Genomic DNA, 14,022 nt, shown 5'->3' on the forward strand with positions numbered 1-14,022 from the left:
TAATTAACAGAATGTCCCAGACATTCCGCTCACTCATGACCCTGTAACGCGGGTAACGGTCAGGCTGTCACACACTTATAACGGACATAGGGAGTATCTGATCCTCCACTATTCCGCCGGCTGTGATTCACCCAAACAAGCTCCAAGGCGAGTTCGCTGTTCGCGCCTCCGGCTTCCACCTGTTGCACCGGTTCTCTGCAAGACGCTTCCCAAGCTACTACTCCTTTTCATAGCCATTATTATGAAGAAATTATAATGAAAAGTCTCCCCGCTGTCAAGGAAACAGACGAGAAATCGGCAAGAAGCCAAAAAAAGGCTGTACAGTTACTTTTTTGCCACAAAAAACGCCCGTTCCGTTTCCTCTTCTACCGGCTTCCAGGTAAAATCAGCAAAGCACTCCACCTGGGCAAACCCTTCCTGACGCAGCATTCCCGCAATCTTATCCAGTGGATAAGCTCTCTGGATGTGAGTCTCATCTACTCGAATGTAGCGATTCAGTGATGAACGGTCTTGCGGATCTTCCTTTACAAAGATGGCCAATTCGTGCTCGATCTCACACCATTCTTCATCCCACTGGCAAGTCCACAAATAAGCGATATCTTCTTCATTAAGAACAAAAGGCTGATGCTTGGCATAGCTCTGCAATTGAAACGGGGTATGTACGTCAAACACAAACAGCCCCCCGGAAGTGAGTCCCTGATACGTGCTCCGGAAGGCTGACCTCAGGCTGTCTTCCTCCAGCAAATAATTAAAGCAATCACAGAACGATACGACCGCATCGACCGCATGGGGCAGCTCCCATTCCACCATGTCCTGCTGAATCCACTGAACGGAGCCCCTATTGGAGCCGCCGGTGCAGGAACTTCCTTCACTCTTGCTTCTTGCTACCGCCAGCATGTCCTCGGACAGATCGATGCCTGTCACTTGAAATCCGTCCCGCGCTAACGGAATCGTCAAATTGCCGGTCCCGCAGCCCAGATCCACTATGGAGGCGGGGCGACCATAGCGTTCCCAGCACTGCCCGACAAAGCGCAGCCAATCAGCATAAGGCATATCTTCCATTAACCGGTCGTAATAATTAGCGAACTGTTGGTAGGCCAACGCGCTTCTCTCCCTTAATTATAGACGAAATACAAGCCAAACTCGCCTTTCCGACATCTTTTTCCTTCACTTTATGGAACGACATTATAAAATTGACTCAGCTCTTCTTGTCCTTTAGATGTGTCCAGTTTTCTTTTTGCTCAATAAGCCCATCCTTCATTAGCTTGCCCAGCGCCCGCTTGAACGCTGATTTACTCATGTTGAACCTTTGGCTGATAATATCGGCAGGAGTTTGATCCGAATACGGCATGGCTCCGTTAGGTCTTTCTTGTAAATAGGCTAAAATGACGTCCGAATCCTCCACCCGGCTTTTTTCTTTAGGAAGCCGCATCGACAGATTAACTCTGCCGTCCTCACGAATATGGATGACGCGAACTTCCACAGATTCCCCCACTCTCAATAAACGGGTTCGCTCCTTGGAATGAATAAGACCAATCACTCCGAAGCCAAGCACACCGCCTTCAACGATCACGAAGGAGCCCATCTGCAGCGGTTTGTAAACGATCGCTGTCTTCCATTGGTTCTTCCAGGACTCCGGAGCCCGAACGACAAGCGGAGTGAGCTCGTTCTCCCCAGCCAGCTTAGCCATCAGGCGCCCCTGTCGATCGTGGGCCATCACAACATAAACCCGATCCCCAATGCGCGGCCGCAGCTCCTTCATCTCCGGCAGCTCCCGATAAGGTAGCAGAAGCTGCCTGCCAAGCCCCATATCTAGAAAGACTCCGAATCTCGGGTGAATATCGGCCACTTCAAGCAGGGCAACTTCCCCAAGCCGGAGCAAAGGCTTTTTCATAGTGGCAGCCAGACGATCCTCAGTGTCGTAGTACAGAAACACCTCGATCCTCTGTCCCGGCTCGATGTCCCCTTCTTTTTCCGTGTAATGCAGCAGAACATCCCGATCCCCATCTGTCAGAAAAAAACCGTACGGAGACACCTCACGCGCCACCTCAAGCGATACGATGGTTCCCGCCTGCAGACTCATACCGATTCAACCACTTTCGCGTCGGACCAAATCCGCTCAATGTTGTAATATTCCCTGTCCTCTCTATGAAACACGTGAACAACAACATCCCCCAAATCGATCAGCACCCACCGAGCATTATCCGAACCTTCGACTCCGCGGATGGTCCATTTATTCTCATCCGCTTTTTTACGGATAGAGGTTACAATCGCTTGCACTTGAGTTTCCGAGTTCCCGTGACAAATAACAAAATAGTCGGCAATCAGCGAAATTCCCTGCAAATCCAAAACGACGACGTCCATCGCCTTTTTATCCTCTGCGGCCCGAATAACCGCCGATAACATTTGATCCATCATTCGTTCTATGACCTCCCATCAATTTTACATTGTTTATCCGTCAACCTTGCGGCTGATTTCGTCAATAAGCGAGTTGCGAGCCATAATGGTCAAAGGATATACCTTCTGTCCCTTTTGCAATAAAAAAGAAATCGTTGAATCGAAACCTGCAATCAAAGCTATCTCCAAGCTATGTTCAGCCAATTCCCGTATTTTATTCACCTCTGGAAAATCCCTCCCGGGCTCGATGTAATCGGCCAGACATACCACTTTATCGAGCAGTGTCATTCCTGGCCGTCCAGAGGTGTGATAACGAATAGCATCCAAAACTGCCGAATCGGTGATCCCCAGTTGCCGTTCAGCAACCCAAGCCCCTGCCGGAGCATGCCATAGAGGCTTGTCGTACAAAAGAAGATCCGGGGACAGCTCCTTTTCATTGTCCTCAATGATTTTCCTCTGTCTCTCGATAGGCCAATATTTACAATAATCGTGCAAAAGGGCGGCAAGATCGGCTTGGACCGGATCCGCTCCATATCGTTCTGCCAGTTGAACCGCCGTCTTCATGACGCCTGCCGTGTGCTCCCATCTCTTAAGGGGCATTTGCTCCTTCACGAGCGAAATCAGTTGATCACGATTCATACAAGCCCTTCCTCTCGATATATTGTCTGACCGACTCCGGTACCCTATACCGAATAGAGCGCCCTTCTTGTCTGCGTTTGCGAATATCCGTAGAGGATACTTCCATCGCTGGCATCGAAACCAGCTGTACCCGATCACGCAATGCTGGAGGCAATTCCGTCAAATTCAGCTCATAGCCCGGTCGGCCCACTCCAATAAAGGTAACGAGTTGGGCTAATTCTTCGATTCGATACCATTTGGGCAAATACATGACCATATCCGCACCGATGATGTAATGGAATCGATAATCGGGATATTGCTGCTGCAGCCGAGCGACGGTATCAAAGGTATAGGATGTTCCGCCTCTCTTCAATTCGTCATCAATCGCTTTAAAGGACGGGCGGGATTCAATGGCGCATTGAACCATTTCCAGACGCTGCTGCGAAGTGGCTAAAGGGGCGCTGGCCTTATGCGGAGGGATGTTCGCTGGCATAAACCAAACTTCATCCAGATTAGCTTCCTCCGCAGCGGTCTCCGCGGCGAGCAAATGACCGATATGAATCGGATCGAACGTTCCTCCCATAATTCCAATCAACATGGTCTTCACCCCATCCCAAACAAAACTGACCGTTGTTTTCCTATTCAGGGAAGCTCGATCGTTTTATGTTCCTTCGATTCTTTATACAATACAACGATTTTACCAATAACCTGGACCAGTTCCGCACCGGATTGCTCCGCCAATTCCCGGGCAACATCTCCTCGGTCCTCCAAGCAATTGTTCAGAATGGTGACCTTGATTAATTCACGTACTTCCAATGCCTCCTGGATGTGGGTGATTAAATGATCGTTGACGCCGCCTTTGCCCACCTGAAAAATCGGAGACAGATGATGGGCCTGCGAGCGAAGATATCTTTTTTGTTTGCCTGTCAGCATATTCGGTTTCCTCTATTCCTGTAGATTACAATTTTAACAGTAAATAATTAAGCTGCATCTAAAGCGCAGCTTCAGTCAGAGATCGCTCCACTATTTCCCTCATGGCTTCTGCGGGAGCAGGCTGTCCCGTCCAATATTCGAACGCGTAAGCCCCTTGATAAATAAACATGCCCAACCCACCGTGTACGGCGGCCCCCCGAGCTTTCGCTTCACGCAGGAACCGCGTTTCCAAAGGATTGTAGACGATATCGCTGACGAGCATGCCCGGATGAATCAGCTCGGGGGCGATAGGGCATTCCTCTATCTTCGGATGCATCCCGATCTTGGTCGTGTTGACGACCAGATTCACTCCGTCAATACGGGTCGCCACTGCTTCGAGACCAATCCCTTCCGTATCGGTCCCCTCGGACAAATAAGCTGCCAGTTCCTCCGCTTTGGAAGCGGTTCGATTGGCTATGATGATTCGAGCTGCGCCTTCCTTCGCCAGAGCATAACCGATTCCACGCGCAGCGCCACCTGCGCCTAGCAGCATAACCGTTTGTCCGGCAATGGAAAAGCCGGCTTCTTCCTTCAACGATCGAACATATCCGATTCCATCGGTATTATAGCCTTTAAGGCGTCCCTGATCGTTCACAATAGTATTGACTGCTCCGATGGCGCGGGCATGCTCATCGATTTCATCCAAATAGTCGACAACCTCCAATTTGTGGGGAATGGTCACATTCACTCCCCGGAATCCAAGTGCCCGAATCCCATTAACCGCATCCCGCAATGTTCCCGGACGGATATGGAAGGCGGCATAAGCCGCGTTCGCTCCCGTCACTTCAAAAGCGCGATTCAGCATGAGCGGTGATTTGGAATGAGCTACCGGATCCCCGAACACACCAAACATGACCGTAGACGTGTCTATTCCATTGCCGCGATTTGCTGCCATGTTCAAGCCTCCCCCAATTGTTCCAATAAGTCTTTAGAGATATTCCCATTCCACTTCTATATATGTGGCACTAAAGAAAGCGATCATTCCGTTCCGAAGGAAAGTGCCTCCGAAGCTTCAAACATCTTGTTTTGTATTCCTTATTTATGGGATGGGCCTTCGGATGGTAGGAATACAAAGCCAAAACTCGCCCTGGAAGCATCTTTCTTTCTCCACTCCATGATCTATAAATTCTTTAGTTCAATTTATATAGCAAGTTTGTCATATAAATAAAATCCGCGAACCTTATGAAATAAATAAAAATCTTTTCACCAGAACATTTTCCCACAGCAGAGCCTATTTAAATCAAGCTTTCCCGAACGACAATCTTAACTCCTTTAGGAGCATGGATGCTCAGATCTGCTCCGACCGTTCCGTTAACTTTAATCCAGCCGAGACCGGAGATAAGTACGTCCGCTACCTGTCCCTTGCGGATATGAACGGGATGCTTGACGAGAGGAGGCATTTGCTCCAACTGCTCCTTGGAAGGGGGCTTCAGCAGCTCTCCCTTATGCTCGCTGTACAGCTCGTCCGCCCGCTCCAGCTTGGTCCGGTGGATGGATAGCGCATTGGAGAAATAGCCGGTAAACGACTGTCGTTCCCCTCGGATGAAATCAAAGCGGGCAAAGGCTCCAATAAAGAGCGTCTGTCCCTCATTCAGCTGATAGACGGCCGGCTTGATCGGCTTGTCCGGCAGAAGAGCGGATAAAATTTCCTTAGGCACCACTTCTGTCAGACGATGACTGTAAACAATCCCGGGAGTATCAATGATCCAGTTTCCATCATCCAACGGAATTTGGATCAGATCGAGTGTCGTTCCGGGATATTGCGAGGTAGTCAGCTCGGCCTCCAGATCACTGTAATCTTTGATCAAGCGGTTAATCAATGTCGATTTGCCTGCGTTTGTAGCCCCTACAACGTAGACATCCCGCCGTTTCCTATATTCATCCAGCTTCTCCAACAGACGATCGAACCCGATGTTTTTCTTGGCACTGCATAGAACGACGTCAGCCACCTTTAAGCCGCTTTCTTTGGCTTGCTTGCGAACCCAATTCACTATACGGTTCCAATTCGTCACTTTGGGAAGCAGATCGATTTTGTTAACGACGAGCAGAATCGGATTGTTGCCGACAAATCTTCGGAGCCCGCTAATCAAGCTGCCCTCAAAATCGAATAGATCGACTATATGAACGACGAGACTATCCGTGTTCGCGATATGGGACAGCATTCTCAAAAAGTCATCCCGATCCGGAGTCGCGGTCGAGATTTCATTATAATGCTTAATGCGGTAGCATCGTTGGCAAACGACAGGCACCTTTAATAACGCCTGCTCGGGAACATATCCCAATCGGGATGGCTCCTCCATCTGAAGTGCTACGCCACAGCCTTCGCATTGCAGTACTTCTTCTTCCATAAGTTCCTCCTGCTACTTAATTACGTTTATTCGGCAACGTTAAGCAACCCTTCCGTTACAGAAAGGAAAGTGCCTCCGAGCTTCAAACCTCTTTTCCCCAAAAAGTAAAACAATGCTTCACTTATTTTTCATAATCAGCTTAGCGGCCTTCTCCAGCCTACGATTCACTCGGGTAAAAAAGCCTTCATCTCCCAAGGAGATCGGCTGAACCATAATCGTATACAGCCCCATCCGATTCCCGCCCAGAACATCGGTCAGCATCTGATCGCCAAGCATTGCGGTTTGTTCCGGCTTCAATTCCATCAGTTCTAACGCTTTACGAAACGGAAGGTTCTTTGGCTTGCGAGCGCTATGAATATATGGGATATTCAAGGGCTTCGCGAATTTGGCCACTCTTGTTTCATTATTATTAGATACGATAACGACTTTAAATCCGAGCGACTGCACATATTTCAGCCATTCCACCAGCTCTGGTGTGGCAAGCGGAACCTTGGCTCCGACGAGCGTATTATCCAGATCGGTAATAATCCCGCGGATTCCATCCTTCCACAAATCGTTCAGAACGATCTCGTAGATGGACTCCACCTGCAGCTTCGGAATTAATTTGTTAAGCAACCGGTTCACCCCAGTTTTTTCCCTAATCGATACAGAAAAACTATACCATAATTCGGCTTTTTTGCAAAAAAGATTCGGAAACAAGCCCAGCCTATCTGGGCATTGTAATAATAAATATTATTATGTCCTGAACAGGGAGTTGAAATAGACAATGCCAATCCGAACAATCAACGGAAATGCTATGCATTATCATGTCTCCGGACAAGGAGAAGCGATTATATTTATTCACCCCCCGCTGCTAACCAGCGCTAACTTCAATTACCAAATAGCAGATTTATCGAACGACTTTAAGGTCATTACTTTTGATATTCGCGGACACGGAAGAAGCGCTCCTTCCGAGACGCCTCTCGATTATACATTGATCGTGGAGGATATTAAACAATTAATGAACGAATTGGGGATCGAAAAAGCTTATTTATGCGGATATTCAAGCGGAGGCTCTATCGTATTGGAGGCCATGCTGACTTATCCCGAACGGGTAATCGGGGGAATTATGATCAGTGCAATGTCCGAAGTAAGCGATTGGAAGCTGCGCAGCCGAATTTGGTTGGGGCAGCTATTGACCCACTGGAAGGCGAAGCGAATTATGAACGCAGCCATCAGCGCCGGCAATGCGGACAGCTTGCCGACCTTCGCTAACCTGACCCGTACGGCCAAGCATGGTTCAGTGCGTAATTGGATGCAGTATTATCGCTACAGCATTCTTTATAACTGCACCGAGTGGGTGCATACGATCCGGACCCCCGTCCTTCTGATATACGGTCAAAAAGATACGGGCTTCTATCGCTACGCTTCCATGCTTCACCATAAGATTCCTGATTCGCGCCTGTTCTTCTGCAAAGGAGTCGGGCATCAAATTCCGACCAAGGCTCATGCAGCTATGAACGGATTAATTCGTTATTGGATAGACTATTTGAGAAGCCGGGAGCAGGAATCGACCGAGCCCGCTCAGCCGATTTCCCCTGACCTCTCCTGGATGGCAGCACAAACGCCCGCTTCTGAACATGAGGAACTGCCTCCGCAATAACTTCTAGTGGATGTCTTTCTTCTTAAATTGTCCTCCCTGAACGTCGTGAATGTTGCCAATGGCCAAAAATGCGCTGGAATCCCATTCTTCCACAATCGATTTCAGCTTGGCTTCCTCCAGCCTGGTAATGATGCAGAAAATGACTTTCTTATCTTCGCCGGAGAATCCCCCTTCACCCTTCATATAGGTCACTCCGCGCCCGAGCCGGTTCAGCAGCGCCCCGCCGATTTGTTCATATTTGTCGCTGATGATCCATACCGCCTTCGACTCGTCGAACCCTTCGATGACGATATCGATCATTTTAAAAGCGATGAAATATGCAATCAAAGAATACATCGCCTGATTCCAGCCAAATATGAAGCCTGCGCTGCCCAGAATAAAAATATTAAAAAACATGACGATTTCGCCTACGGAAAACGGGCTTTTTTCATTGAATAGAATAGCGATAATTTCGGTTCCGTCCAAGGAACCGCCTGCCCGAATGACCATACCTACTCCTATCCCAAGAATAATCCCGCCGAACACGGAAGCGAGCAGCGGATCGTCTGTGAAAGGATCGGAATTGTGCAGCAGGAAAGTGCCGACCGACATAAGAATAACCGCGAATAAAGTGGATAAGGCAAATGTTTTTCCTATTTTTTTATAGCCGATATACAAAAACGGAAGATTAAAAAGAAGCAGATAAATTCCGACGGGCAAACTAGTTAAATGAGAAGTAATAATCGAAATGCCGGTAATGCCCCCGTCAATAATTTTGTTGGGCACCAAGAACATTTCAAGCCCGACCGACACCAAGGCCGCCCCCAATACAATAAAAAAGGCTCGCCTCAGAAATTTAATCGCCGTCGGTCGGGCGTGAGACTGCTGTGCAGCAGCTTCTTCCAGATGACTCATCCAAATTCCCCCTTATTCATATTAGTTAAGTAGTTCATATTGCTATTAATATGATATTTACTAGTATACTATATACACTCTAATTATTTTAAATACGATTTTGCGGCTGGACGATCAGCCCTGCAACCTTCTCAACAAAAAGGAGCAATCAAAGGAGATTGCTCCAATAATGTTGATTGCGCCAGCTATAGATTTTCTTTTAATTTCTTCACAATCGAGACAACCTGGTCGCATTCCTCACGGCTGATCGGTGCTTGGCTGTACTTGGCCTTCTCGAACAAGTCTAACAGCCGCAGCATATCGGATCTCGCCCAGATGTGCTGATCCGCCCAACGGAGCATCGTTTCTCTGGCCGTCTCATATTCGTGAGCCTGTTTGCCCTTCCGCCGAGCATAGCGAATCAAACGGTTATACTCCGCTACCACTTGTTGACGCATTCCGGAAGCGGGAATTTCCTTGCTTACTATTAGTCTAACCCTGTCACGTCCCCAGCGAGTCATTCCGATTCCCGCAATAGCCAGTAACAGAATAATACCCAGCACTGAAATGGTTATTATATTCGAACGCTGACCGGTTTCTTCTTCCACCTTCAACTCCTCCTGCTCTTCGGGAGTCTGCTCCGGGGTCAGATCAAGCTCCGGCGGCTGAATGTTCTCTGCAGGCTGTTGAAAAGACGGCAGCGCGAATCCCGAGGTGGGCTCAAACGGAATCCATCCAAAGCCCTCAAAATAAACCTCTACCCACGAATGAGCGTCAGAATTACGTATCGTATAGGTACCCGCGCCATCCGGATCAGCTTCCTCATAGGAGAACAGCTCTGTCAATCCGTCATTGGCCAGGCTTCCCGGGGCAAAGCCTTTCACCCAACGGGTCGGCATTCCTATCGAGCGGGTCATTACAGCCATGGCCGTGGAGAAATAATCACAATAGCCCTCCTGCACCTCGAATAAAAAACGATCTACAAAATCCATTTGATCGGAGCCATTGGAATTAGGATTATTCGTGTATTTGAAATTTGTTTGCAAATATTGCTCAATGGCTTTTACTTGATCGTAAGGCGTTTCGGCGTCTTTTGTAATTTCGGCGGCCATCGTCCGGACACGGTCCGTTACAGTATCGGGAAGCTGCAAATACTCGTCCATAGTTCCGGAGGGAATCCGGCGGACTTTGCGCAGCTCGTCTTCGTTAATGATAGTCACCTGTGAGGTAAGGGTATAATTTCGCGGATAAGGCAGGGATGACCTCTCCATCCAGCGAAGCTCAGACGATCGTCCCATCCATTGGAGACGTTCGAAGCTGCGATCATCGGCCGCCTCTTCGACTTGCCCGATCGAATAGGCGCCGAACAAAACCGGATAGGAATCGTCTGTCAGCATGGTTACGGTTTGCTTGACCTCCATCGATGAAGAAAGCGAATCGTTAAATCCAGAGTAGCCTCTTAACACTTTCGCCGGCTGAACCGCTGAGGTTGGCCCCTGCTTTTCCGAAGCGCTCTGCTCCCAACCGCTTCCGGTATAGATCGTCCTTGACTCGCCTCTCCAATAGCTTCGATGGGTTGTATTCACCGCCATAACCGGATTGTAATCAAAATTGAAGCCTCCGCCCAGATCATGATCGTTCCGGCTGTAGCCAGAGGAGGAATCCAGCTCGTTCTGAAAAGGATTCAACCCTTTGCCGCTGAATGAGACCGGCTCGCCTTTCCAGTTCTTCCATAACGTATATGGATCGGTCAGAAGATTGGTAATATTAGGCGCGAACAGACTGGGAATCACCACGATCGAAAGCAGCAGGACAACTGGAATGGCTACCGTAGCAGGATAATCCGCCAGGTAGGACCAGCCGATCGGATTCCTGTGTTTCATATCGGTAAAATGGCGAATGACAATTAAGCTTAATCCGCATAGAACGACAATGGCGACCTGCTGCCATAAATAGACGTGGCTGAAGGAATCGCGAACCGCCATCGCAATAATGCTGATAAACATCAGCACATAGATGCGCCAGCGTGCTTGCACCCAATAAATGGCAACCACATAGACAAGCCATGCCCCCGAAGTAAACCAGACGAAGGGATGAAGCTGTACGAAAAAATGGGATAGCTTCTCTATAAAGGACGCATCTGCTGTAATCGGGGGATAATCAACGACGGACGCCGTATAAAGGATCACGGCAATAGCCTGCAGGGGAAACCGCAGCGCCCCTGTCCGGTAGAGCAGAACTTCCAATATAAAGACGATCAGTAAGGAGACCTTTACATAGAGGACCGTCTCCGGTAGCCATACGTAGTCTTCCTCAGCAATCCAACTTACGAATTGCAGCAAGAAAATCCCGGTAATGGCGGCGGTCAGCCTCCACTGCCAATCACTAAGCAGCAGCCGGATCAGAGGATTTTTGGTTTTCATCGTCCATTCCCCCCCAATACGGATGGCAATTCTTGCAGAGAATGGATCGAATAGCTTAGAATCGCTGCAGACTTCAAATGCTTCATCCAGCGTTCATCAGAGCTGTGAAGCTCAGCATTTATCCATAAATGGCAGGGAATCCATTGGCGCTGCTTGATCCACGCCAAGGTCTGGGCCATTCTGTCACCCACCGATGGCGATACGACCACGACGAATGTTCCGGCAGGAATCATTCTGGAATGGTCATTAACGATTTGTTGGAGGGATAATGAGACCTCTGCTCCTACATCGATCAAATGGTCATGCATCTGGTTATAGCCCGAAGAGCTTGCCGCCGGGTCGATATAACGGTTCGTCAGCAGACTGACCGATAGCTGACTCCGCTTCGCGAATTCCAACAAGGAAGCGGCCACGGATACCGCCAGTTCGAACGAATCCGTTGAAGAATAATGATCCTTGCAGCAATCCAGAACGATCGTCGTTTTGGGAAGGGATTCCCGTTCGAATTCTTTCGATTTCAGCGTACCGGTCTTCGCCGTCGCATTCCAATGAATGCGTGACAACCGATCTCCATAATTATATTCGCGAACCCCATTGATCTGGGTCGTCTCTCTCACCGCTCGGGTAGTCATCGAATGGTAATGAGTCCCCCTGAACATAAAATTCAACTGGTTCCATTCCTTAATCTTTACGGTTTGCGGATAGACTCTGAAGCTGGAAGGCAGGTGGATAAATCCTGTATGCTCAAATACTCCAAAAATATCCTCTGTCGAACATTGAACCGCATCAAAATGATACACTCCCCGCCGGAGGGGAGCTGTTTTGTATTCCACCTCTCCCCGGCGTTTCCAATCGGGCACCAGAGAAGCCTCGAATAGCTGCTCTCCACCGTTTTTTCTGTAAATCCGATCTTTAACAAACAAATATGGGACCGGCCAGAAGCCGGGAATTTGCACTTGTATACGAATCGTAACGGAAGCTCCAGCGACCAGATGTTTCTCCTGCTCGATCAGCAAGGCTCGGGTTCCGGTCGTTTTCTTAACTCCGCTCCATCTCCCCATGAGAAGGTAAGCAGTCAGTATGAATACGATTATAAACAGCATGAATGCCAGCTTGCCGCCCTGAAACAACATGAAAAACAACGAACAGGTAAAGACGGCGAGCACGATGCCCAAACGGAAAGCAAATCCAGTCAACCTCGGTCCGACATTACCGTAATAGTCATTCATCCTATCACTTCTCCAATCGCACCGGTACTCTCACCTGCCGAAATACCGTTTCCAGCACCGAAGAGATGGTCGCTCCTTCCATTCTTGCTTCTGACTGAAGAATAATCCGGTGTCCAAGCACGTGAGGAGTTAATTCCTTGATGTCATCCGGGATGACATATTCTCTGCCCCGCAGGAAAGCAAATGCTTTGGCTGCCTGAACAAGCGATAGCGTCGCTCTTGGACTGGCCCCCAGGAAGATAGCCGGATTCTCACGGGTCAATCGGGATACCTGAACCGCATAATGAGCCACCGCGTTGTCTATATGAGTCTGTCTTGCCAACGACTGTAATTGAATAATTTGCTCGGTCGTCGCCACCGGCTGCAATTCGTCTAGCGGATGTTTGCGGCTCTGCGCCGTAACCATCTCGAGCTCCGTCAATTCGTTCGGGTAGCCGAGGCTGAACTTCATCATGAAACGATCGAGCTGGGCTTCCGGCAATATATAGGTTCCTTCAAAATCAATCGGGTTTTGTGTAGCTAGCAAAAGGAACGGCTTGGGCAATTCATAGCATTCCCCATCGACCGTCACATGTCTTTCCTCCATCGCTTCGAGAAGCGCCGACTGGGTTTTGGTCGTGGCGCGGTTAATTTCATCCGCCAATAAAATATTCGTCATTACGGGTCCCGGACGGAATAAGAAGCTCTCTTCTTTAGGATGAAAAATCGACACGCCCGTAATATCTGTGGGGAGTAAATCGGGGTTGCACTGGATTCGGCGATATTGTCCTTGAATCGATTTGGCAAGCGCTTTAATGAGCACGGTTTTCCCGGTCCCCGGGACATCCTCGAGCAGTACGTGGCCCTCGGCCAGCAGAGCGGTCATTAGTAGTTCAATTTCTTTCTCTTTCCCTAGTATGCAAGATTCCAGATTCGTTCGTAGCCGCTGAATTAGCTGCGTCTCTTCCTTCAGGCTGCCCTCCATTGACACTCCTCCTTCTTGCTTCGTTGCCAGTAATCTGTGCGGCCAGCGCCATGCCGACTACCCCTTATTGTACAAGATTTGACAGTTTAAGTATACTTCAAAAAGAGCAGCCGGGCCCAAACAAAAAAGGTCTCCGGAACCATATCTCAGTTCCAGGGACCTAAAAAATAATGTCGAATATTATGTGATTGGAATCGGACTCACCCTCTTGGCCTGCAAACTAATGCAGCCAAAAAAGAAAAAATGATCGCAGAGGAAATCCCAGCGCTTGTGACTTCAAAAATACCGGTTAGAATTCCGACCCAGCCATTCGTCTCGATCTCCTTGATGGCACCGTGCACCAAGGAGTTCCCAAAGCTGGTAATCGGAACCGTAGCGCCTGCACCCGCAAACTTAACCAATGGGTCATACAAGCCTAATCCGTCGAGGACAGCCCCGGAAACGACGAGCGCACTCATCGTATGGGCAGGAGTCAGTTTCGCCACGTCAAGCAGCAGCTGGCCTATGACACAGATAGCGCCCCCGACCAAAAAAGCCCAAAGAAACTGCATAGCCA

15 protein-coding genes are annotated in these 14,022 nt (G+C 49.0%); 1 reads left to right on the forward strand and 14 read right to left on the reverse strand.

From position 1 onward, the window contains the following. Nucleotides 1-324 precede the first annotated feature (324 nt). The 9 genes from KJS69_RS25175 to KJS69_RS25215 all read right to left on the reverse strand — a co-directional run bounded on the left by KJS69_RS25175 (nt 325) and on the right by KJS69_RS25215 (nt 6,950). Nucleotides 325-1,101, reverse strand: coding sequence for a class I SAM-dependent DNA methyltransferase (locus KJS69_RS25175; RefSeq protein ID WP_213586564.1), 777 nt, complete (start codon nt 1,099-1,101; stop codon nt 325-327). A gap of 97 nt (nt 1,102-1,198) precedes the next feature. After that, nucleotides 1,199-2,083 (reverse strand): CvfB family protein, encoded by an 885-nt coding sequence (locus KJS69_RS25180; RefSeq protein WP_213586565.1) that lies wholly within the window; start codon nt 2,081-2,083, stop codon nt 1,199-1,201. Beyond that, nucleotides 2,080-2,418, reverse strand: coding sequence for a ribosome silencing factor (gene rsfS / locus KJS69_RS25185; protein ID WP_213586566.1), 339 nt, complete (start codon nt 2,416-2,418; stop codon nt 2,080-2,082). The genes KJS69_RS25180 and rsfS overlap by 4 nt, the downstream gene beginning before the upstream one ends. 33 nt (nt 2,419-2,451) lie before the next feature. Further along, a complete protein-coding gene (yqeK, locus tag KJS69_RS25190; RefSeq protein ID WP_213586567.1) occupies nt 2,452-3,036 on the reverse strand; it encodes a bis(5'-nucleosyl)-tetraphosphatase (symmetrical) YqeK in 585 nt (194 codons plus the stop codon). Next, a complete protein-coding gene (locus KJS69_RS25195) occupies nt 3,026-3,613 on the reverse strand; it encodes a nicotinate-nucleotide adenylyltransferase (protein WP_213586568.1) in 588 nt (195 codons plus the stop codon). The genes yqeK and KJS69_RS25195 overlap by 11 nt, the downstream gene beginning before the upstream one ends. 44 nt (nt 3,614-3,657) lie before the next feature. Next, nucleotides 3,658-3,948 carry a ribosome assembly RNA-binding protein YhbY gene (gene yhbY / locus KJS69_RS25200; RefSeq protein ID WP_213586569.1) on the reverse strand — a complete coding sequence of 97 codons (291 nt, stop codon included), beginning with the start codon at nt 3,946-3,948 and terminating at the stop codon, nt 3,658-3,660. A 58-nt stretch (nt 3,949-4,006) separates the two neighbouring features. After that, the gene (aroE, locus tag KJS69_RS25205) at nt 4,007-4,882 is read right to left on the reverse strand and encodes a shikimate dehydrogenase (protein WP_213586570.1); all 876 of its coding nucleotides are present in this window, start codon (nt 4,880-4,882) and stop codon (nt 4,007-4,009) included. Between the two features lie 340 nt (nt 4,883-5,222). Continuing rightward, a complete protein-coding gene (gene yqeH / locus KJS69_RS25210) occupies nt 5,223-6,335 on the reverse strand; it encodes a ribosome biogenesis GTPase YqeH (protein ID WP_213586571.1) in 1,113 nt (370 codons plus the stop codon). A gap of 117 nt (nt 6,336-6,452) precedes the next feature. Beyond that, entirely contained in the window at nt 6,453-6,950 is a 498-nt protein-coding gene (locus KJS69_RS25215) for a YqeG family HAD IIIA-type phosphatase (protein WP_213586572.1), read from the reverse strand. A 151-nt stretch (nt 6,951-7,101) separates the two neighbouring features. Between KJS69_RS25215 and KJS69_RS25220 the strand changes: the two genes are divergently transcribed. Next, a complete protein-coding gene (locus KJS69_RS25220) occupies nt 7,102-7,977 on the forward strand; it encodes an alpha/beta fold hydrolase (RefSeq protein WP_213586573.1) in 876 nt (291 codons plus the stop codon). A gap of 3 nt (nt 7,978-7,980) precedes the next feature. Here KJS69_RS25220 and KJS69_RS25225 read toward each other — a convergent pair whose 3' ends face one another. The 5 genes from KJS69_RS25225 to spoVAE form a co-directional block, all read right to left on the reverse strand. Continuing rightward, nucleotides 7,981-8,871, reverse strand: a complete 891-nt coding sequence (locus KJS69_RS25225) for a YitT family protein (protein ID WP_213586574.1) — start codon at nt 8,869-8,871, stop codon at nt 7,981-7,983. A gap of 185 nt (nt 8,872-9,056) precedes the next feature. Continuing rightward, complete coding sequence (locus tag KJS69_RS25230; protein ID WP_213586575.1) at nt 9,057-11,273, reverse strand: DUF4129 domain-containing transglutaminase family protein; 2,217 nt, start codon at nt 11,271-11,273, stop codon at nt 9,057-9,059. Further along, a complete protein-coding gene (locus KJS69_RS25235; RefSeq protein ID WP_213586576.1) occupies nt 11,270-12,502 on the reverse strand; it encodes a DUF58 domain-containing protein in 1,233 nt (410 codons plus the stop codon). Before KJS69_RS25235 ends, KJS69_RS25230 begins: the two co-directional genes overlap by 4 nt. Before the next feature lie 4 nt (nt 12,503-12,506). Further along, nucleotides 12,507-13,466 carry an AAA family ATPase gene (locus KJS69_RS25240; RefSeq protein ID WP_213586577.1) on the reverse strand — a complete coding sequence of 320 codons (960 nt, stop codon included), beginning with the start codon at nt 13,464-13,466 and terminating at the stop codon, nt 12,507-12,509. Between the two features lie 200 nt (nt 13,467-13,666). Beyond that, nucleotides 13,667-14,017 carry a stage V sporulation protein AE gene (gene spoVAE, locus KJS69_RS25245; protein ID WP_213586596.1) on the reverse strand — a complete coding sequence of 117 codons (351 nt, stop codon included), beginning with the start codon at nt 14,015-14,017 and terminating at the stop codon, nt 13,667-13,669. Between the last annotated feature and the right edge of the window lie 5 nt (nt 14,018-14,022).

Source organism: Paenibacillus sp. J2TS4 (assembly GCF_018403245.1).
Classification (GTDB): domain Bacteria; phylum Bacillota; class Bacilli; order Paenibacillales; family NBRC-103111; genus Paenibacillus_L.